Origin of the sequence: Pseudomonas sp. 9.2(2024) (assembly GCF_039695385.1) — a bacterium.
Lineage (GTDB): Bacteria > Pseudomonadota > Gammaproteobacteria > Pseudomonadales > Pseudomonadaceae > Aquipseudomonas > Aquipseudomonas paraglycinae.
Genome location: NZ_CP155585.1, coordinates 5,913,768 through 5,932,799, shown reverse-complemented (window position 1 = coordinate 5,932,799; position 19,032 = coordinate 5,913,768). Strand labels below are relative to the sequence as shown.

The 19,032-nt window shown below is 62.5% G+C and carries 17 protein-coding genes; 7 read left to right on the top strand and 10 right to left on the bottom strand.

The window, feature by feature from the left end:
* Positions 1 to 160 precede the first annotated feature (160 nt).
* From ABFB52_RS26870 to ABFB52_RS26855, 4 genes are all read right to left on the bottom strand, one after another.
* The gene (locus tag ABFB52_RS26870; RefSeq protein WP_102718887.1) at positions 161 to 1,132 is read right to left on the bottom strand and encodes a FecR family protein; all 972 of its coding nucleotides are present in this window, start codon (positions 1,130 to 1,132) and stop codon (positions 161 to 163) included.
* A complete protein-coding gene (locus tag ABFB52_RS26865) occupies positions 1,129 to 1,647 on the bottom strand; it encodes an RNA polymerase sigma factor (protein ID WP_129972193.1) in 519 nt (172 codons plus the stop codon). The genes ABFB52_RS26870 and ABFB52_RS26865 overlap by 4 nt, the downstream gene beginning before the upstream one ends.
* Positions 1,648 to 1,757: 110 nt before the next feature.
* Positions 1,758 to 2,465 carry a 3'-5' exonuclease gene (locus ABFB52_RS26860; RefSeq protein ID WP_102685713.1) on the bottom strand — a complete coding sequence of 236 codons (708 nt, stop codon included), beginning with the start codon at positions 2,463 to 2,465 and terminating at the stop codon, positions 1,758 to 1,760.
* Positions 2,462 to 4,402 (bottom strand): putative nucleotidyltransferase substrate binding domain-containing protein, encoded by a 1,941-nt coding sequence (locus ABFB52_RS26855; protein ID WP_129972192.1) that lies wholly within the window; start codon positions 4,400 to 4,402, stop codon positions 2,462 to 2,464. Before ABFB52_RS26855 ends, ABFB52_RS26860 begins: the two co-directional genes overlap by 4 nt.
* Positions 4,403 to 4,655: 253 nt before the next feature.
* Here ABFB52_RS26855 and ABFB52_RS26850 point away from each other — a divergent pair, with 253 nt between their 5' ends.
* On the top strand, positions 4,656 to 5,102 hold the full coding sequence (locus ABFB52_RS26850; protein ID WP_108563414.1) for a response regulator: 447 nt from the start codon (positions 4,656 to 4,658) through the stop codon (positions 5,100 to 5,102).
* A 263-nt stretch (positions 5,103 to 5,365) separates the two neighbouring features.
* Here ABFB52_RS26850 and ABFB52_RS26845 read toward each other — a convergent pair whose 3' ends face one another.
* On the bottom strand, positions 5,366 to 7,543 hold the full coding sequence (locus ABFB52_RS26845; RefSeq protein WP_129972191.1) for a malate synthase G: 2,178 nt from the start codon (positions 7,541 to 7,543) through the stop codon (positions 5,366 to 5,368).
* 454 nt (positions 7,544 to 7,997) lie between these two features.
* Here ABFB52_RS26845 and ABFB52_RS26840 point away from each other — a divergent pair, with 454 nt between their 5' ends.
* Complete coding sequence (locus tag ABFB52_RS26840) at positions 7,998 to 8,516, top strand: glycine cleavage system protein R (RefSeq protein ID WP_011336250.1); 519 nt, start codon at positions 7,998 to 8,000, stop codon at positions 8,514 to 8,516.
* Between the two features lie 223 nt (positions 8,517 to 8,739).
* Here ABFB52_RS26840 and rarD read toward each other — a convergent pair whose 3' ends face one another.
* The 5 genes from rarD to ABFB52_RS26815 all read right to left on the bottom strand — a co-directional run bounded on the left by rarD (position 8,740) and on the right by ABFB52_RS26815 (position 14,319).
* On the bottom strand, positions 8,740 to 9,627 hold the full coding sequence (gene rarD, locus ABFB52_RS26835; protein ID WP_007959831.1) for an EamA family transporter RarD: 888 nt from the start codon (positions 9,625 to 9,627) through the stop codon (positions 8,740 to 8,742).
* Positions 9,628 to 9,693: 66 nt separating this feature from the next.
* Entirely contained in the window at positions 9,694 to 10,668 is a 975-nt protein-coding gene (locus ABFB52_RS26830) for a serine/threonine protein kinase (RefSeq protein WP_102685708.1), read from the bottom strand.
* A 116-nt stretch (positions 10,669 to 10,784) separates the two neighbouring features.
* Positions 10,785 to 12,686: a PhoX family phosphatase gene (locus tag ABFB52_RS26825; protein ID WP_129972190.1), complete on the bottom strand. Its 1,902-nt coding sequence runs from the start codon at positions 12,684 to 12,686 to the stop codon at positions 10,785 to 10,787.
* A gap of 69 nt (positions 12,687 to 12,755) precedes the next feature.
* On the bottom strand, positions 12,756 to 13,520 hold the full coding sequence (locus tag ABFB52_RS26820; RefSeq protein ID WP_085746615.1) for a TOBE domain-containing protein: 765 nt from the start codon (positions 13,518 to 13,520) through the stop codon (positions 12,756 to 12,758).
* A 58-nt stretch (positions 13,521 to 13,578) separates the two neighbouring features.
* The gene (locus tag ABFB52_RS26815) at positions 13,579 to 14,319 is read right to left on the bottom strand and encodes a ComF family protein (protein ID WP_085746614.1); all 741 of its coding nucleotides are present in this window, start codon (positions 14,317 to 14,319) and stop codon (positions 13,579 to 13,581) included.
* Positions 14,320 to 14,410: 91 nt separating this feature from the next.
* On the opposite strand from ABFB52_RS26815, the gene bioB reads away from it, so the two are divergent.
* The 5 genes from bioB (at position 14,411) to bioD (ending at position 19,016) form a co-directional block, all read left to right on the top strand.
* A complete protein-coding gene (gene bioB / locus ABFB52_RS26810) occupies positions 14,411 to 15,466 on the top strand; it encodes a biotin synthase BioB (RefSeq protein WP_085746613.1) in 1,056 nt (351 codons plus the stop codon).
* A 171-nt stretch (positions 15,467 to 15,637) separates the two neighbouring features.
* Positions 15,638 to 16,816 carry an 8-amino-7-oxononanoate synthase gene (gene bioF, locus ABFB52_RS26805; protein ID WP_129972189.1) on the top strand — a complete coding sequence of 393 codons (1,179 nt, stop codon included), beginning with the start codon at positions 15,638 to 15,640 and terminating at the stop codon, positions 16,814 to 16,816.
* On the top strand, positions 16,809 to 17,540 hold the full coding sequence (locus tag ABFB52_RS26800) for an alpha/beta fold hydrolase (RefSeq protein ID WP_129972188.1): 732 nt from the start codon (positions 16,809 to 16,811) through the stop codon (positions 17,538 to 17,540). The genes bioF and ABFB52_RS26800 overlap by 8 nt, the downstream gene beginning before the upstream one ends.
* Entirely contained in the window at positions 17,533 to 18,339 is an 807-nt protein-coding gene (gene bioC, locus ABFB52_RS26795; protein ID WP_102685702.1) for a malonyl-ACP O-methyltransferase BioC, read from the top strand. Before ABFB52_RS26800 ends, bioC begins: the two co-directional genes overlap by 8 nt.
* Positions 18,336 to 19,016, top strand: a complete 681-nt coding sequence (bioD, locus tag ABFB52_RS26790) for a dethiobiotin synthase (protein WP_007959854.1) — start codon at positions 18,336 to 18,338, stop codon at positions 19,014 to 19,016. The genes bioC and bioD overlap by 4 nt, the downstream gene beginning before the upstream one ends.
* Positions 19,017 to 19,032: the final 16 nt, after the last annotated feature.

Below are 19,032 nucleotides of genomic sequence, written 5' to 3'. Positions count from 1 at the left end.
TGCCGGACGAGATTCGAAAAGTGATAGGGCTGGATGAAAATAATTTCGATTAACGAACGACAACGCTGCACAAGTCAGCAGAAAGTCCGTTTTCATGGGGTGTGATGGGGGGGCTGTCGCGACCTGCTCGCGACAGCGATTGCTCAGGAAGCGCTGAATGTCAGGGCTTCGGATCAGCCTTGGCCACGGTCACCCACCATGGCGTGTGCTGTTCGATCTGCACCGGCAGGGTCGGCAGCAGGGCGTTCAGCGCCTTGTCGGTGTCGTGCAGCGGGAAGCTGCCGGTGATGCGCAGGTCGGCGACTTCCGGCGCAATGCCCAGATGGCCGCGACGATAGCGACCGAGTTCATGCACCAGGTCTTCCAGGCGCGCGTTGTCCACCACCAACATGCCGCGGGTCCAGGCATCGGCGCCGGGGTTGAGCGCCACTACCGAATCCAGACCGTTGTGGCGGATCAGCACTTGCTGGCCTTCGCGCAGGATCTGTTCCTGCGGATCGGATTGCGGATGCGCCGCCACCGCCGACTGCAACACGCTAAGGCGCGTGCCGGCGTCTTCGCGCTTGACCAGGAACCGCGTACCCAGGGCGCGCATGCTGCCCTCGGCGGTTTCGACGATGAACGGCCGCGCATCGCCGTGACCGGTTTCGACGAGGATTTCGCCTTCCTGCAACACGATCAGCCGCTGCTTCTCATCGAAGCGGACATCCACCGCGCTATGGGTATTCAGATTGAGTACGGTGCCGTCGGCCAGGCGCACGGTGCGCTGTTCGCCGGTGGCGGTGCGTTGGTCGGCGAGCCAGTAATCCAGCGGCAGATAACGTTCGCCGGCAAACAGCGCCAGACCGACCACCGCCACGACACTGGCCAGCCCGCTGCCGAGCTTGCGCACGCGGCGGCGGATGCCTTCGCGCGATTGCAGCAATGCGGTGCGTGCCGGGCCGTTGGCCACGCTGAAACGCTGGTCGAGCATGCCCAACTGGCGCCAGGCGCGAGCATGTTCTTCGTTGGCCGCGTGCCATTTGGCGAACTCTTCGCGCTCCAGCGGCGTGCTGGAATCGAGGGTCAATTGCCAGGCAATCGCCGCGTCCAGTACATGGGCCGGGACCGGTCGGGAACTGGCCGGGCTCATGTGGGCTCACCGTACAGTGCGATGTAGCACTGGCGGATGCCCTGGGCCAGGTACTGGCGCACGCGCGGGACAGACACGCCGAGTTTGTCGGCGATCTCGGCGTGGGTCAGGCCGTCGAGGCGGTTATAGAGGAAAGCGGCGCGGGCCTTGGTCGACAGCTTGCCGAGCATGCGGTCGATGGCCTTGAGGTCTTCGAGGATCAGTTGCTGTTCTTCGACCGAGGGCTGTTCGCCCTCGGGGACCAGCATCAGTTCGGTCAGATACGCCTGTTCCAGCGCCGCCCGGCGGAAGTAGTCGAACAACAAGCCTTTGGCGATCGCCACCAGAAACGCCCGGGGTTCGCGCGGGGTCAGCAGTTCGTCGCGGCCGAGCAGGCGGACGAAGGTGTCCTGGCTCAGGTCTTCGGCGCGTTGCGGGCAAGCCACGTTGCGGCGCAGCCAGGTCAGCAGCCAGCCGCGGTGGTCGCGATACAACGCACCGACGAGCTCACTGTGAGGGCTTTGGGCTGAAGACACGACGACACCGACTGGGAAGTGTTAACTAACGAGAATTGTTCGCGATTGTGGCAGAGGTGGGAATGGTTAGCAATTGGCCACCGGTCGGGTTGTCGGGCGACAACCCGGATTCAGAACGAATGCGTCTGCTGGCGGCGTTTCCACTGACTCAGGCGTTGCTGCAGATTCAGCGGGCTCTGGATCTGCTGCTGGCGTGCCCGGCTGAACAGGATCAGCGCCAGTTCCGCCGTGGCCAGAGCATCGGCGCTCGCGTGGTGGCGTTCGAACACTTCGAGCTTGAACCAGTCGATCCACTCGTCCAGCCCCGCTTCGCGAATGTGCGCCTGCGGGCAAACCAGCGGGGCGATCTGCGCCACATCGAGAAACACCGTCTGCAACTTGTGCCCGAGATGTTCCTTCAGTGCGCGGCCGAGCATGTGCTGGTCGAACGAAGCGTGAAACGCCAGCACCGGACTGTCGCCGATAAACTCCAGCAGCTCGACCAGCGCTTCCGTGGGCTCGCTGCCGGCGGCAATCGCGCTCGGGGCCAAGCCGTGAATCAACACGCTCGGACCGAGTTTCAACTCGTGACATTGCAGGGTGCGTTCGAACTGCTGACTGAAGTCGATCGCACCGTCCTCGATCGCCACCGCACCAATCGACAGCACCCGATCCTTGTTCAGGTTCAGCCCGGTGGTTTCCAGATCCAGTACCACCCAACGCTGTTCGCGGAGGCTGCATTCACGCAGCTCACCGATGGCCGGCAGTTTCGCCAGGCGCTGTTGCAGATCGTCCGGCACGACGGGACTGGCCGGACGCAGCCACGAAAACAGGCTCATAGCTGATACCGCAGGGTCAGGCTGCTTTGCAGGCGCTGGGCCTGGCGCAGGGATTCACGCAGGATGCGCCGGTCCAGATGATTGAGGCTGTCGGGATCGACCCGGTTCGAATACGGCAGGTTTTCCCGGGTCTGCAGTTGATGCTGCTGCATGCGCGTCTGCTGAATGAAGTGGTAAGCCTCTTCGTACGCGGCGCCATCCAGGCGGTCGATGACTTCTTTATCCACAAGCTGGCGGAAGCGTTCGAGGGTGTTGTTGGCATCGACGCCATGGGCCAGCGCGAGCAGGCGGGCACCGTCGACAAACGGGGTCAGGCCCTGAATTTTCAGGTCCAGCGTGGCTTTCTCGCCGTTCTTTTTCGTCAGCACGAACTCACGGAAACGCCCCACTGGCGGGCGATTGCGCAAGGCGTTCTCGGCCATCATTCGCTGGAACAGTCGGTTATCAGCGACCTGATCGAGAATTCCCCGGCGCAGTTGCTCGCATCCCTGTTCATCGCCCCAGACCACCCGCAGGTCGAAATAAATGCTTGAGCCCAACAGGTTCTCCGGCGTCGCCTCGCGAATGAACGCGGCAAAGCGTCGGGCCCATTCGGCGCGGGACAGGCACAGCTGCGGATTGCCGGCCATGACGTTGCCCTTGCACAGGGTGAAGCCGCATTGCGCCAGACTGTTATTGATCTGCTGGGCGATGGGCAGCAGCTTGCCGCGAATCTCCGCCGCGTGGGCCGCATCCCGCGCGTCGAACAGAATGCCGTTGTCCTGATCGGTGTGCAGGGTCTGCTCGCGTCGGCCTTCGCTGCCGAAGCACAGCCAGCTGAATGGCACACCAGGATCGCCTTTTTCGGCGAGGGTCAGTTCGATCACCCGGCACACGGTGTGATCGTTAAGCAGGGTGATGATGTGGGTGATCTGGGTCGACGATGCGCCGTGAGCGAGCATGCGCTCCACCAGTTGGCCGATCTCGCCGCGCAGGGTCACCAGTTGTTCGACCCGCTGGGCACTGCGAATGGTCCGCGCCAGGTGCACCAGATCGACCCGTTGCAGCGAGAACAGATCGCGCTCGGAAACCACGCCGCACAGGCGTCGATCCTTGACCAGACACACATGGGCGATGTGCCGTTCGGTCATGGCAATCGCGGCGTCGAAGGCGCTGTGATCCGGCGACAGATGGAACGGCGAGTGCGTCATGTGCCGTTCGATCGGCTCGCTGAAATCGCCAACCCCTTCAGCCACTACATGGCGCAGGTCGCGCAGGGTGAAAATCCCCAGCGGCGCCTTGTGTTCGTCCACCGCGACGATGCTGCCGACCTGTTGTTCGTGCATCAGCTTCACCGCTTCGCGCAGTGGGGTGGAAGGGCTGCAGGTCACGGGATGGCGCATGGCCAATTCGCCGAGGCGGGTGTTCAGCGAGTATTGGGTGCCGAGGGTTTCCACGGCTTTCTGCTGGACTTGCTGATTGACCTGATCGAGCAGGCTGCTGACCCCGCGCAGGGCGAAATCGCGGAAGGTGTTGGAGAGGGCGAACAGCTTGATGAACGCCAGTTTGTTCAGTTGCAGGCAGAAGGTGTCTTCGCCGGCCAGATGCTCGGTGCGGGTCGCCCGTTCGCCGAGCAGCGCAGCGAGGGGAAAACACTCGCCGGTGGTGATTTCAAACGTGGTTTCGGTGCCGCCCTTGGCCGTGTGCGGACGCTCGCCGACCACCCGGCCCTGCTTGACGATGTAGAAGTGTTCGACCGGCCCGTCGGCGGGTTTGATGATGCTTTCGCCCTGACCGTAGAAGCGCAGCTGGCATTGTTCCACCAGGTACGCCAGGTGGGCGTGTTCCATTTGATTGAAAGGGGGGAAGCGCTGGAGGAATTGCAAAGTGCCCTGAATGTTCTGCAACACCGCGGTTTTCCCTGCCTGGGTGAAGGCGTCCGCTTTACTCATAACCATTACCGCAGTCTTTTTCGAATTGTTGTTGTCGGATCGTTGCAGCCATGGTCGGCCCCATCGCGCGGGGTGCCCATTGGACGTAAGTCTAGGTTGGGCATGCCGTTGGGTAGTTTTCGGATATGCCCTACAAAATCAGTCGGAAATTCTTCGGTTCGCCCCTTGGAAAAAAATCCGACGAAGTGCACATTGAAGCTCTGCCCAGCGATGTCTGACCACTGTGCCAGGGGATCGAATTGAAAACGTAGAGAACGCCATGTCCGACCACGATATTTTGAGCGACGCCGAGCGGGAAGCGCTCAGCGCTGTAATGCTCGAACCCGATCTGCCACCGCAGCGTGTATTGATCGTCGATGACGACAAGGACGCCCGGGAGCTGTTGTCGGAGATTCTGGGATTGGACGGTATCCGTTGCATGACCGCCGCCAGCGGCGAAACCGCGCTGAAAATGCTCGCGGAAAAACCTTCGATCGGGTTGGTGATCACCGATCTGCGCATGGGCAACGTCGATGGCCTGGAGCTGATCCGCCAGGTGCGCGAGTCAGTGCGGGCGGCAATGCCGATCATCATCGTTTCGGGCGATGCCGACGTGAAGGATGCGATTGCGGCGATGCATTTGAGCGTGGTGGATTTTTTGCTCAAGCCGATTGATACCGCCAAATTGCTTGGACTGGTCAAGCATGAGCTGGGCATCGAGCCTTAACGCCAAAGCCCCCTCACCCTAACCCTCTCCCGAAGGGAGAGGGGACTGACCGAGGTGAATGTTAGAGATACGCCGACCTGAAATATTGAGTCGAACTCAGGTTCTGAAAAGCCCCCTATTTGCTCCCTTTCCCCCTCTACCCCTTGGGGAGAGGGTTGGGGTGAGGGGGCGATCCAAAGCCCTTCACCAATCTCAAATTCACGAGCACAAAAAAAGCCCTGATCAAAAGATCAGGGCTTTTTCATGTCCGGCATCAGCGCAGGTTAAAGGCCGTTGGCAGCCTTGAACTCGCGGCGACGACGGTGCAGGACCGGCTCGGTGTAGCCGTTCGGCTGTTTGGTGCCCTCGATCACCAGTTCGACCGCCGCCTGGAAGGCAATGTTGCTGTCGAAGTTCGGGGCCAGCGGACGGTACAGCGGGTCGTTGGCGTTCTGACGGTCAACCACCGGCGCCATGCGCTTGAGGCTTTCCATCACTTGCGCTTCGGTCACCACGCCGTGGCGCAGCCAGTTGGCGATGTGCTGGCTGGAGATACGCAGCGTCGCACGGTCTTCCATCAGGCCGACGTCGTTGATGTCCGGCACCTTCGAGCAACCCACGCCCTGGTCGATCCAGCGCACCACGTAACCGAGAATGCCCTGGGCGTTGTTGTCCAGTTCGTTCTTGATCTGCTCCGGGGTCCAGTTCGGGTTGACCGCCAGCGGGATGGTCAGGATGTCATCGACCGAAGCGCGGGCACGTTTGGCCAGCTCGGCCTGACGGGCGAACACGTCGACCTTGTGGTAGTGCAGCGCGTGCAGCGCAGCGGCGGTTGGCGACGGAACCCAGGCAGTGTTGGCGCCGGCCAGCGGGTGAGCGATTTTCTGTTCGAGCATCGCCGCCATCAGGTCGGGCATCGCCCACATGCCTTTACCGATTTGCGCACGACCTTGCAGGCCGGTGCTCAGACCGATATCGACGTTCCAGTTCTCGTAGGCGCCGATCCATTTCTCGGCCTTCATGTCCGCCTTGCGCACCATCGGGCCGGCTTCCATGGAGGTGTGGATTTCGTCGCCGGTGCGGTCGAGGAAACCGGTGTTGATGAACACCACGCGCTCGCTCGCTGCCTTGATGCACGCTTTGAGGTTGACCGTGGTACGGCGTTCCTCGTCCATGATCCCGACTTTCAGGGTGTTGCGCTTGAGGCCCAGCGCGTCTTCGATGCGACCGAACAGCTCGTTGGTGAACGCCGCTTCTTCCGGGCCGTGCATCTTCGGTTTGACGATGTAGACGGAGCCGGTGCGGGTGTTCTTGCGCGAAGTGTTGCCGTTCAGGTTGTGCATCGCCGCCAGGCAAGTCACCAGACCGTCGAGGATGCCTTCCGGCACTTCGTTGCCGTGCTTGTCGAGGATCGCGTCGATGGTCATCAGGTGACCGACGTTACGCACGAACAACAGCGAGCGGCCGTGCAGGGTCAGTTCGCTGCCGTCGACCTTGGTGTAGGTGCGATCCGGGTTCATGGTACGGGTGAAGGTCTGGCCGCCCTTGGACACGGATTCCGCCAGATCGCCCTTCATCAGGCCGAGCCAGTTGCGGTAGATCACAACCTTGTCGTCGGCATCGACGGCAGCGACGGAGTCTTCGCAGTCCATGATGGTGGTCAGCGCCGCTTCCATCAGGATGTCTTTGACGCCAGCGGCATCGGTCTGGCCGACCGGGGTGCTGGCATCGATCTGGATTTCGAAATGCAGGCCGTTGTTCTTCAGCAGGATTGCTATCGGAGCCGACGCATCGCCCTGGAAGCCGATCAGCTGAGCTTCGTTGCGCAGGCCGCTGGTGCTGCCGCCCTTGAGGGTGACCACCAGTTTGCCGTCAGCAATCTTGTAGCCGGTGGAATCGACGTGGGAGCCGGTCGCCAGTGGCGCGGCTTCGTCGAGGAACGCACGGGCGAAGGCGATGACTTTGTCGCCACGCACCTTGTTGTAGCCTTTGCCTTTTTCCGCGCCGCCGGCTTCGCTGATGGCGTCGGTGCCGTACAGGGCGTCGTACAGCGAACCCCAGCGGGCGTTCGAGGCGTTGAGGGCGAAGCGGGCGTTCATCACCGGAACCACGAGTTGCGGGCCGGCGGTACGGGCGATTTCGTCATCGACATTTTGCGTCGTTGCCTGGAAATCAGCCGCTTCTGGCAGCAGATAACCGATCTCTTGCAGGAAGGCTTTATAGGCCACGGCGTCGTGCGGCTGACCGGCACGGCTCTGGTGCCAGCCATCGATACGAGCCTGGAAGTCATCGCGTTTGGCGAGTAGGGCTTTGTTCTTTGGCGCCAGGTCGTGAATGACCTTGTCGGCACCTTCCCAGAATTTGTCGGCGGTGAGGCCGGTACCGGGAATGGCTTCGTTGTTCACGAAGTCGAACAGGACTTTGGCGACCTGCAGGCCACCGACTTGAACGTGTTCAGTCATTGCTTGCCTCACTCTGCTCAGCTATTTCGCTTTTCAGCTCTTCAATTTAACAATGAAGCCTCTGGCCATTTAAACCACAAACCCCTCGACCAGTACATGCCATCGCTGGCGGCTGGGCTGGGACCAATCAACGGCTTGGGGGCCTTGCTGACGGGGCTTTCAGGGTTGCGAACGTGCCTTGGGCAGACATCGATCCAGCGTTATGTAGTGCGCGCTGCGGCATACTACATGATGAGTTGCGGTTGTGAAAATCAGACTAATTACGTCGTTCTGCGACCCCATGACGCATTGCGGTCACGGCGCGGAACGGGATGTTCTCAAAAAACCAATGGATTGTTCCAGTTAAATATAAAAAGTTGTACACGATTTGTGATTTCGAGCGTCTGAGGCGTCTGTCGAACGCTTGCCTATACTTGCTTTTCTATAACAAAAGTCATGACAAGAGGGCTGCGCCATGGATCACCTCGTACTCACCGTCTTCGCACCGGACAAGCCCGGGCAGGTCGAGCGCATCGCCCAATGTATCGCCGAACACGGCGGCAACTGGCTGGAAAGCCGCATGTCACGCATGGCCGGGCAGTTCGCCGGGATCCTGCGGGTCGGCGTGCCAGCGGAGGCTTACGACGAATTAGTCGATGCCCTACAAGCTTTGTCGGCACAGGGCATCCGCGTGCTGGTGGCCGAAAGCGGTATCGAGCAGGCCTGCACGTGGAAGCCGATCGCCATGGAGCTGGTGGGCAATGATCGTCCGGGCATCGTGCGTGACATCACCCGGTTGCTGAGCGAGCAGGGCGTAAACCTGGAGCGGCTGGTGACCGAGGTGCGCCCGGCACCGATGAGCAGCGAGCCGCTGTTCCACGCCGAGGCGATTCTGGCGGTGCCGCTGACCCTGTCGCTGGACGTGCTGCAATCGCGCCTGGAAACCTTGGCCGATGACTTGATGGTGGAATTGGTGCTGCGCACCGACCTGTGAAGAGGGATCGGGTTATCCAGTTTAAACGTGCACCTGCCTGTGGATAACCTGTAGAGACTGACCGCCAGGCCACGTCCGCCGTGGCTTGGCGAAGATTGATCAAAAAAACGCCAGCATTCAGTGACTTGCGCACAAACGGCGGGGATCACGCTGTGGATAACCTTGGGAAGGAACGATACAGGCCACGAGAACCGTGGCCTGTGGAGGTTTGTGCGTTTTTTGATCAGCTGCGCCGGCGCAGACTCAGCCACGCATCGACGCTGTAGACCGCCAGACCGGCCCAGATAAACATGAAGGCGATCAGCGTGCTGGACGACAAGTGCTCGCCGAACAGCAGCACGGCTTGCAGCAGCACCAGCGTCGGCGCCAGGTATTGCAGGAAACCGAGGGTGGTGTAGGGCAGGTGCCGTGCCGCCGCGTTGAAGCAGACCAGCGGCACCAGCGTCACCGGACCGGCCGCCACCAGCCACCAGGCTTCGGAGGTGGTCCAGAACTCGGCCTGAGCACTGGTCGCGGTCGGATTGAACAGCAGCCACGCAAGGGCGATCGGCACCAGCATCCAGGTTTCCACCACCAGCCCCGGCAACGCCTTGACCGGTGCCTGCTTGCGGATCAGCCCGTAGAAACCGAAGGTCAGCGCCAGCACCAGCGACACCCACGGCAGGCTGCCGACCTGCCACACCTGCTGCGCCACGCCGACCGCCGCCAGACCGACCGCCAGCCACTGCATGCGCCGCAGGCGTTCGCCAAGGATCAGCATGCCCAGCAGCACGTTCACCAGCGGGTTGATGTAGTAACCGAGGCTCGCTTCCAGCATCCGGCCGTTATTCACCGACCACACGTAAGTCAGCCAGTTGGCCGCGATCAAGGTGCCGCTAAGCGCAAGAATCGCCAGGCGTTTCGGGTTGTCGCGCAGTTCCTGCCACCAGCCGGGATGCTTCCACACCATCAACAGCAGCGCGCCGAACAGCGCTGACCACAGCACCCGGTGGATGATGATTTCCACCGCCGGCACTTCGGCGATGGCTTTGAAGTAGAGCGGGAACAGTCCCCAGATAATGTAGGCGCTAAGGCCCAGAATGTACCCGCGACGCGGGTTGGCGGCTTGCATGCAGAATCCTTGCTTAGGCAGCTAACAAAGCAGCGATTGTACGGGCAGTTGTATAGACGTGTCGTGTCAGAAAAGCTTCAACGGCTCTTCGTTCAGCGCCGACAGTTGCTCACGCAACGCCAGCACCTGATCGCCCCAATACCGCTCGCTGCCGAACCACGGAAAGCTGCGGGGGAACGCCGGATCGTCCCAGCGTCGGGCCAGCCACGCGCTGTAATGCATCAGGCGCAGGGCGCGCAGCGGTTCGATCAGCGCCAGTTCACGCGGGTCGAAGTCATGGAATTCGTTGTAGCCGTCCATCAATTCCGACAACTGTCCCAGACAATCCTGACGATCGCCGGCGAGCATCATCCAGATGTCCTGTACCGCCGGCCCCATGCGGCAGTCGTCGAGGTCGACGATGTGGAACATCTCGTCGCGGCACATCATGTTGCCGGGGTGGCAGTCGCCATGCATGCGGATGTTCTGGTGCGGCGTGTTGGCGTAGACGTCTTCCACACGCTTGAGCAGATCGCGGGCGACAGACTCGTAGGCCGGCAGCAGGCTCTTGGGAATGAAGTTGCCTTCCAGCAAAGTGGCCAGCGAGTCATGGCCGAAGTTCTTCACCGCCAGCGCTTCGCGGTGCTCGAACGGTTTGGTCCCGCCGACCGCGTGCATGCGCCCGAGCAATTGGCCGAGGCGATACAACTGGTCGAGATTGCCCGGCTCCGGCGCCCGGCCACCGCGACGGGGAAACAGGGTGAAACGAAAACCGGCGTGTTCGTGCAGGGTTTCGCCGTTGTGGATCAATGGCGCCACCACCGGGATTTCGACGTCGGCCAGTTCGAAGGTGAACTGGTGTTCTTCGAGAATGGCTTCGTTGGTCCAGCGCTGCGGGCGATAGAACTTGGCGATCAGCGGTTCCGAGTCTTCGATGCCGACCTGATAGACGCGGTTTTCGTAACTGTTGAGCGCCAGAATGCGCGCGTCGCTCAGGAAGCCGATGCTTTCGACGGCATCGAGCACGAGGTCTGGGGTGAGGGTTTCAAACGGGTGGGCCATGCTGACTCCTGCGCGCAGCAGGCTGCCGCGTCCGGCTCAGCATGGTAGCGCAGACGGGCTGTCTTGAGTGGGATCGTTCCCGTGCAGCGCACGGGAACGATCAGAGCGTCGCCCGATCAGGCGCCGACGATCCCGCCATCCTCACGGGTAATCGCCATCACCGATGACCGCGGCTTGCCGTTCGGCAGGTGCTCGGGGAAGGTCGAACCGCCGTTCTCGCCCGGGTGCTGAATCCCGACGAACAGGGTTTTCTGATCCGGCGAGAAACTGATCCCGGTGACTTCACACCCGATCGGCCCGACCATGAACCGGCGAATCTCACCGGTCGCAGGATCGGCGCAGAGCATCTGGTTGTTGCCCATCCCGGCGAAATCACCGGCGTTGCTCGAGTCGCCGTCGGTGAGAATCCACAACCGTCCGGCCTTGTCGAAACCGAGGCCGTCCGGGCTGTTGAACATGTTCTGCGGCGTGATATTCGACGAACCGCCCTTCGGCGTACCGGCGTGGACGCCCGGGTTGCCGGCGACCACGAACAGATCCCAGGCGAAAGTCTTCGACGCGTGATCGTCGCGGTCGGTGCGCCAGCGCAGGATCTGACCGTAGACGTTCTTCTCGCGCGGGTTCGGCCCGCCCACCGGTTGGCCGTCTTCGCCCCGCTTGGCGTTGTTGGTCAGGGTGCAATAAACCTGGCCGTCTTTCGGGCTGACCACGATCCATTCCGGACGGTCCATGCGCGTGGCGCCGACCACACTGGCTGCCAGACGCGCGTGAATCAGCACTTCGGCCTGATCGGCGAAACCGCTGCTGGCGTCGATGCCGTTCTTGCCGTGGGTCAGTTCGATCCACTGGCCCTGGCCTTTCGGGTGATCCGGATTGCCGTCGCCGGCATCGAACTTGGCCACGTACAGCGTGCCGTGATCGAGGATGTCGCGGTTGGCCTTGGCGTTGCGGTGGTTGATCTTGTCGCGGCTGACGAATTTGTAGATGAACTCGCCGCGTTCGTCGTCGCCCATGTACACCACGGCGCGACCGTCGTCGGTCTCGGCCAGTGCGGCGTTTTCATGTTTGAAGCGGCCCAGCGCGGTGCGTTTGACCGGGGTTGATTGCGGGTCGAACGGATCGATTTCCACGACCCAGCCGTGACGGTTGAGTTCGTTCGGGTTCTTCGCCATGTCGAAGCGCGGATCGAACGGATGCCAGTTGATCTCGCGGCTGGCGGCCGACACGCCGTAGCGTTTCTGCGCCGGGTCGAACTGTTGCTGGGCGTTGCTGCTGCCGAAGCAGTCGGTGAAGTTTTCTTCGCAGGTCAGATAGGTGCCCCACGGCGTCTTGCCGTTGGCGCAGTTCTGGAAGGTGCCGAGAACTTTCTTGCCGTGCTTGTCGGCGCTGGTTTTCATCAGCTCGTGGCCGGCAGCCGGGCCGCTGAGGCGGATCGGCGTGTTGCCGTGGATGCGCCGGTTGTAGCGCGAGCCCTGGACGAACTGCCACTGGCCGTTCTTGCGCTGCACCTCAATCACCGACACGCCTTCGCAGGCCAGGGCCTTGCGCACGTCCTCGGCCGATTGCGGCATGCCGCCGTGCGGATAGAGGTAGCGGTAGTTGGTGTATTCGTTGTTGATCGCCATCAACGCACGGTTTTTCTCGCCCGGGAATTCAAACAGGCTCATCCCGTCGTTGTTGTCGCCAAACTGCACTTCCTGCGCAGCCGCTGTGCCGTTGCCGCTCGGGTCGAAGGCCGGGCCGTTCTTTTGCAGCGGCTGGCCCCAGCTGATCAGCACCGACGACTTGTAGCCCTTGGGCAGGCTGATGGTGTCGGTGGTGGCCGCCGGAATGCTGTCGAAGCCGAGCAGACGGCTGTTGCCGGCGCTGACACTGGCGGCCAGTACGCTGCGGCTCAGCAGGTTGCCGCCGAGGAACATCGCCGCGCCGCACAGCGCGCCGGCGCTGATGAAACCGCGACGGCCCAGGCCGACTATTTTTTCCAGGTCTGTGGATTGGTTTTCTTCTAATAGGCTCACATCAGGCTCCCTGCATGGTTTTGGCAGCCACCTTAATGCGGGTCGATGACGCTTTCGTTGCAGCGCTGTTTAGAGCGGTGTTCCGAGCAGCACATTGGACGGGGAAAACTGCACCTGCACCGCTTGCTCGACCGTCAGGCCACGGGTGCGCAAGTCCAGCGGTTCGGCCAGCGCACACAAGGTCTGGCCGTTGGGCAGGGCGATGCGCACTTCGCTCGGGCCGTCCTCGGCGTCGAGAATCGCATCGATCCGACCGCTCAAAAGGTTGTGGCCGACGGCAGGCGTGGCCTCTGGCGCGAGCAGTTCGAGCCAGCCGGCCTTGATCAGCGCCACCACTTCGGTGCCCGGTTGCAGCTCCAGATGCACGGTGCTGTCGTGGGTGATCTGCGCATCGATCGACAGACCTTCGGCGAGTTCGAGGCGGATCAGGTCGTTGCGGCCCTGACCTTCGATCAGCACGACTTTGCCGTGCAGTTGATTGCGCGCGCTGGTCCTGAGCATCAGCCGACCGAGCAGGTCCAGATCGCTGGCGTCCTCGGCCGCTTCCAGCACCTGGGCCTGCAAGGCTTGCAGCTTTTGATAGAGGCGTAGCACCCGCTCGCCCTCGCTCGACAGTTTGGCGCCACCGCCACCCTTGCCGCCGACCGCGCGCTCGACCAGAGGCTTTTGCGCGAGGTTGTTCAGCTCATCGATGGCATCCCACGCCGCCTTGTAACTCAGACCGGCGCTTTTTGCGGCGCGGGTGATCGAACCCTGTTCGGCGATGTGTTGCAGCAAGGCGATGCGCTGCGGACGGCGGACGATGTGCTGGGACAACAGAGAGGGCAGGGACATGGCGGACGCTTTGTGCTGAAAGGTTGAGGGAGGACGTTGGCGGCTCGAGGCGTATCCGTCAAGCCGCGTCGCCGGGTTTTGGCGTGCGGGCCAGGCAGTAAACATCCACCCGCGCGGCGCCGGCGTCCATCAGCAACCGGGCCAGCGCCTGGGCGGTGGCGCCGGTGGTCAGCACGTCGTCGACCAGGGCCAGGTGCCGGCCTTTCACCTGGGCATCGGGGCTCAAGGCGAAGGCGTGACGCAGATTGCGTTTACGCGCCTTGGCGTTCAGGGCCTGCTGGGCGTCGGTATCCTGCACGCGCAAAAGGCTGTGTTCCTCGCAAGGCAGGTCGAGTGACTTGCCCAGCCACTGCGCCAGCATCGCCGCTTGATTGAAGCCGCGCTGGCGCAGGCGTTTTGGTGCGAGCGGCACTGGCAGCAATGCGTCCGGGCGAGGCAGGTCTTCTTCGAAGCGATGTTGCAGGAACTCGCCGAGAACGTCGGCGAGCAAGTGGCCAAGCGGCCATTTGGCGTTGTGCTTGAAGCGGGTGATCAGCGTGTCCACCGGAAAGCTGTAAGTCCATGGCACGGCCACCTGTTCAAAGGCCGGTGGATCGTTCAGGCAGCCCCCACAGGTCAGGCCGCCAGCTGGCAAGGGCAGGGCGCAGGTCAGGCATTGATCGCCCAGCCACGGCAGATCGGTTTCGCAGGCGGTGCAGATCGGGATTTGCGCGTCTGCCGGTTCATCGCACAATAAACAGTTCTGTTTGTTTTTTAACCAGATGTAAACCGGCCTTTCGTAGTGTGGTTGACAGCGCATGACTCTTCCTTAAATATGCCGAACATCCGTGTCGTGCCTGTGGGTATTCCGTTTCCCCAGGCGCCAGCCAAGCATAACCAAGGAAACGCCCATGAGCGCCAGCACCACTGCCACCCTGCGTCACGACTGGACTTTGGCCGAAGTCAAAGCACTCTTCGTTCAGCCATTCAACGACTTGCTGTTCCAGGCGCAGACGGTGCACCGCGCGCATTTCGACGCCAACCGCGTCCAGGTTTCCACCCTGCTGTCGATCAAGACCGGTGCCTGCCCGGAAGATTGCAAATATTGTCCGCAGTCCGGTCACTACAACACCGGGCTGGAAAAAGAAAAGCTGATGGAAGTGCAGAAGGTCCTCGAAGAGGCTGCCCGCGCCAAGGCCATCGGTTCGACCCGTTTCTGCATGGGCGCGGCGTGGAAGCACCCGTCGGCCAAGGACATGCCGTACGTGCTGAAGATGGTCGAAGGCGTGAAGGCCATGGGCCTGGAAACCTGCATGACCCTCGGTCGTCTCGATCAGGATCAGACCGAAGCGCTGGCCAAGGCCGGGCTCGACTACTACAACCACAACCTCGACACCTCGCCGGAGTTCTACGGCAGCATCATCACCACCCGCACCTATGCCGAGCGTCTGCAGACCCTGGCCTACGTGCGCGACGCGGGGATGAAGATCTGCTCCGGCGGCATCCTCGGCATGGGCGAGTCCCTCGATGACCGCGCCAACCTGCTGATCCAGCTGGCCAACCTGCCGGAGCATCCGGAGTCGGTGCCGATCAACATGCTGGTGAAAGTCGCCGGTACGCCGCTGGAAAATGCCGACGACATCGATCCGTTCGACTTCATCCGCATGCTCGCCGTGGCGCGCATCCTCATGCCGCAATCCCACGTGCGCCTGTCTGCCGGCCGCGAAGCGATGAACGAGCAGATGCAGGCCCTGGCGTTCTTCGCCGGCGCCAACTCGATCTTCTACGGCGACAAACTGCTGACCACCGCCAACCCGCAGGCCGACAAGGACATGCAGCTGTTCGCACGTCTGGGCATTCAGCCGGAAGCCCGCGAAGAGCATGCCGACGAAGTGCATCAGGCTGCCATCGAGCAGGCGCTGGTGGAGCAGAAGAGCAGCGAGCAGTTCTACAACGCGGCGGTCTGAAACTCGCCCCGATTTGCTGAAGGAACACTCCCCTGTGGGAGCTGGCTTGCCAGCGATAGCGGACTGACAGTCGACACTGATGTTGAATGTGGCGCCGCCATCGCTGGCAAGCCAGCTCCCACAAGGTCGGTGCCCATCCTGATTCATGTGATTTGACTGTTCGAGGCTTGCATGTCTTTCGATCTCGCCGCACGCCTTGCTGCCCGTCGTGCCGACAATCTCTATCGCCAGCGACCGCTGCTTGAAAGCCCACAAGGGCCGCAAGTGGTGGTCGACGGTCAGCCGTTGCTGGCGTTCTGCAACAACGATTACCTGGGCCTGGCCAATCATCCGCAAGTGATCGAAGCCTGGCGCGCCGGTGCGTCGAAGTGGGGCGTCGGCGGCGGTGCCTCGCATCTGGTGATCGGCCACAGCGGCCCGCATCACGCGCTTGAAGAGGCTTTGGCGGATCTCACCGGACGGCCGCGTGCGCTGTTGTTCACCACCGGTTACATGGCCAACCTCGGCGCGGTCACCGCATTGGTCGGGCAGGGCGATACGGTGCTGGAAGACCGGCTCAATCATGCGTCGTTGCTGGATGCCGGATTGTTGTCCGGCGCGCGCTTCAATCGTTATCTGCACAACGACGCCGACAGCCTCGCCAAGCGTCTGGAGAAAGCCACCGGCAATACGCTGGTGGTCACTGACGGCGTGTTCAGCATGGACGGCGACCTCGCCGATCTGCCGGCGCTGGCCCGGGAAACTAAAGCGAAAGGCGCCTGGCTGATGGTCGACGACGCCCACGGTTTCGGCCCGCTGGGGGCGAACGGTGGCGGCATCGTCGAACATTTCGGTTTGAGCCAGGAGGATGTGCCGGTGCTGGTCGGCACGCTCGGCAAAGCGTTCGGTACGGCGGGTGCGTTCGTCGCCGGCAGTGAAGAGCTGATCGAAAGTTTGATCCAGTTCGCCCGTCCGTACATCTACACCACCAGCCAGCCGCCGGCGCTGGCCTGTGCGACCTTGAAGAGCCTCGAACTGCTGCGCAGCGAGCGCTGGCGTCGCGAGCATTTGCAGACGCTGATCCGCCAGTTCCGCCACGGCGCTGAGCAGATCGGTCTGGAGCTGATGGACAGCTTCACGCCGATCCAGCCGATCCTGATCGGCGATGCCGGTCGCGCTGTGCGTCTGTCGCAGATGCTGCGCGAGCGTGGGCTGATGGTCACCGCGATCCGTCCGCCGACCGTGCCTGCCGGCAGCGCGCGGTTGCGGGTGACGCTGACCGCCGCCCACAGCGAGGCGCAGGTGCAGCTATTGTTAGAAGGACTGGCCGATTGCTTTGCGCAACTCAAGTCGGAGCCAAGCCATGCGTGATCGCCTGATTCTGCTACCGGGCTGGGGCCTCGGCGTTTCGCCGCTGGAGCCGCTGGCCGCTGCGTTGCGCGGACTCGACGAACACCTGCAGGTCGACATCGAGCCGTTGCCGGAGCTGGACTCCAGCGATCTGCAAGACTGGCTCGACGAGCTCGATGAGCGCATCTCCGAAGATACCTGGCTCGGTGGCTGGTCACTGGGAGGCATGCTCGCGTCCGAGCTGGCGGCGCGGCGTGGCGAACATTGCTGCGGCTTGCTGACCCTGGCGAGCAATCCTTCGTTTGTCGCCCATGAACAGTGGCCGAGCGCGATGCCCGGCGAGACCTTCGATGCGTTTCTGGCCGGCTGCAGCGTCGATCCGCGCACGACCCTCAAACGATTCTCTCTGCTGTGCGCCCAGGGCGCGCAAGACGCGCGCGGCTTGTCGCGGCTGTTGCTCGGCGGCGCGCCGAATACCTCGCCGGCCGCGTTGATGGCCGGTCTGGAATTGTTGGCGCAGATCGATACGCGCGAAGCCTTGCAGGCGTTTCGTGGCCCGCAATTGCATCTGTTCGGCGGGCTGGACGGGTTGGTGCCGGCGGAGGCCGCGGGTGAGCTGTTCGCGTTGCTGGCAGATGTCGAGGTCGGTCTGATCGAGCAGGCCAGCCATGCGTTTCTTCTGGAAGATCCCCACGGTGTAGCGGGTGCGATCCAGGCGTTTTTAAGTGAGTGCGGTGATGACTGATTTGTCTGTTGCGGCGTTGCCCGGCGGCTTGCCTGACAAGCGCCAGGTCGCGGCTTCTTTTTCTCGTGCAGCGGCCAGCTATGACAGCGTCGCCGAGTTGCAGCGTGATGTCGGTACGCAGTTGATGAATCGCTTGCCGGCGGATTTTCGGCCGGCACGCTGGCTGGATCTGGGTTGCGGCACCGGGTATTTCACTCGGGCACTGGCCGAGCGATTTGGTGAGGGGCTGGCGCTGGATATCGCTGAGGGCATGCTCAATCACGCGCGGCCGTTGGGCGGGGCCACGCACTTCATTGCTGGCGATGCCGAACGTTTACCGTTGCAGGATTCTACGTGTGATCTGATCTTCTCCAGCCTCGCCGTGCAGTGGTGCGCGGACTTTGAAGCTGTGCTCGGCGAAGCGTTTCGGGTGCTGAAACCGGGGGGGATTTTCGCGTTTGCTAGTCTTTGTGCAGGGACGCTGTACGAATTGCGCGACAGCTGGCGTCAGGTCGATGGTCTGGTGCACGTCAACCGCTTCCGCGAGTTCGCCCGCTACGAGCAATTGTGCGCGGCCAGTGGTTTGCGCAGTGTTTGTCTGGAGAACCGGCCGCATGTGCTGCATTACCCGGATGTGCGCAGCCTGACCCATGAACTCAAGGCCCTGGGTGCGCATAACCTGAACCCCGGCCGGCCGGGCGGATTGACCGGTCGGGCGCGGATTCTGGGGCTGGTCGAAGCCTATGAGCAGTTCCGTCAGCCGCAGGGCTTGCCGGCGACTTATCAGGTGGTCTACGCCGTGTTGGAGAAACCCTTATGAGCGCAGCCTATTTCATCACCGGAACCGACACTGACGTTGGCAAGACCACCGTCGCCGCCGGGTTGCTGCACGCTGCGCGGTCGGCGGGGCTGAGTACGGCGGCGGGCAAACCGGTGGCGTCCGGTTGTGTGGTGACGCCCAGAGGTTTGCGCAATTCCGATGCGCTGGCGTTGCAGGCCGAATGCTCGTTGCCGCTGACGTATCAACAGGTCAACCCGGTGGCGTTCGAGCCGGCGATCGCGCCGCATCTGGCAGCGCGCGAGGCGGGTGTGGCGCTGACCGTGCAATCGTTGCTGGCGCCGATGCGCGAGATTCTGGCCATGAATGCCGACTTCACGCTGATCGAAGGCGCGGGCGGCTGGCGGGTGCCGTTGGCGGATCAGGACAATCTGTCGGATCTGGCGATTGCGCTGAAGCTGCCTGTGATTCTGGTGGTCGGCGTGCGTCTGGGTTGCATCAGCCATGCGTTGCTGACGGCCGAGGCGATTGCCCGGGACGGGCTGCAACTGGCGGGATGGGTGGCGAATATCATTGATCCGAAGACGTCGCGGCTGGAGGAAAACCTGGCGACACTGGCCGAGCGGATTCCGGCGCCGTGCCTGGGCCGGGTGCCGAAGCTGAAGGCGGTCAGCGCCGAAGCGGTCGCCGATCACTTGCAACTGGATCTGCTCGACTGATTTTGGCTATGACAAG

Excerpts from the sequence above, each read along its gene's own strand:
- ABFB52_RS26870 (WP_102718887.1), bottom strand. The coding sequence starts at position 1,132 with ATGAGCCCGGCCAGTTCCCGACCGGTCCCGGCCCATGTACTGGACGCG.
- ABFB52_RS26860 (WP_102685713.1), bottom strand. The coding sequence starts at position 2,465 with ATGAGCCTGTTTTCGTGGCTGCGTCCGGCCAGTCCCGTCGTGCCGGAC.
- ABFB52_RS26855 (WP_129972192.1), bottom strand. The coding sequence starts at position 4,402 with ATGGTTATGAGTAAAGCGGACGCCTTCACCCAGGCAGGGAAAACCGCG.
- ABFB52_RS26850 (WP_108563414.1), top strand. The coding sequence starts at position 4,656 with ATGTCCGACCACGATATTTTGAGCGACGCCGAGCGGGAAGCGCTCAGC.
- ABFB52_RS26845 (WP_129972191.1), bottom strand. The coding sequence starts at position 7,543 with ATGACTGAACACGTTCAAGTCGGTGGCCTGCAGGTCGCCAAAGTCCTG.
- ABFB52_RS26840 (WP_011336250.1), top strand. The coding sequence starts at position 7,998 with ATGGATCACCTCGTACTCACCGTCTTCGCACCGGACAAGCCCGGGCAG.
- rarD (WP_007959831.1), bottom strand. The coding sequence starts at position 9,627 with ATGCAAGCCGCCAACCCGCGTCGCGGGTACATTCTGGGCCTTAGCGCC.
- ABFB52_RS26830 (WP_102685708.1), bottom strand. The coding sequence starts at position 10,668 with ATGGCCCACCCGTTTGAAACCCTCACCCCAGACCTCGTGCTCGATGCC.
- ABFB52_RS26820 (WP_085746615.1), bottom strand. The coding sequence starts at position 13,520 with ATGTCCCTGCCCTCTCTGTTGTCCCAGCACATCGTCCGCCGTCCGCAG.
- ABFB52_RS26815 (WP_085746614.1), bottom strand. The coding sequence starts at position 14,319 with ATGCGCTGTCAACCACACTACGAAAGGCCGGTTTACATCTGGTTAAAA.
- bioB (WP_085746613.1), top strand. The coding sequence starts at position 14,411 with ATGAGCGCCAGCACCACTGCCACCCTGCGTCACGACTGGACTTTGGCC.
- bioF (WP_129972189.1), top strand. The coding sequence starts at position 15,638 with ATGTCTTTCGATCTCGCCGCACGCCTTGCTGCCCGTCGTGCCGACAAT.
- ABFB52_RS26800 (WP_129972188.1), top strand. The coding sequence starts at position 16,809 with ATGCGTGATCGCCTGATTCTGCTACCGGGCTGGGGCCTCGGCGTTTCG.
- bioC (WP_102685702.1), top strand. The coding sequence starts at position 17,533 with ATGACTGATTTGTCTGTTGCGGCGTTGCCCGGCGGCTTGCCTGACAAG.
- bioD (WP_007959854.1), top strand. The coding sequence starts at position 18,336 with ATGAGCGCAGCCTATTTCATCACCGGAACCGACACTGACGTTGGCAAG.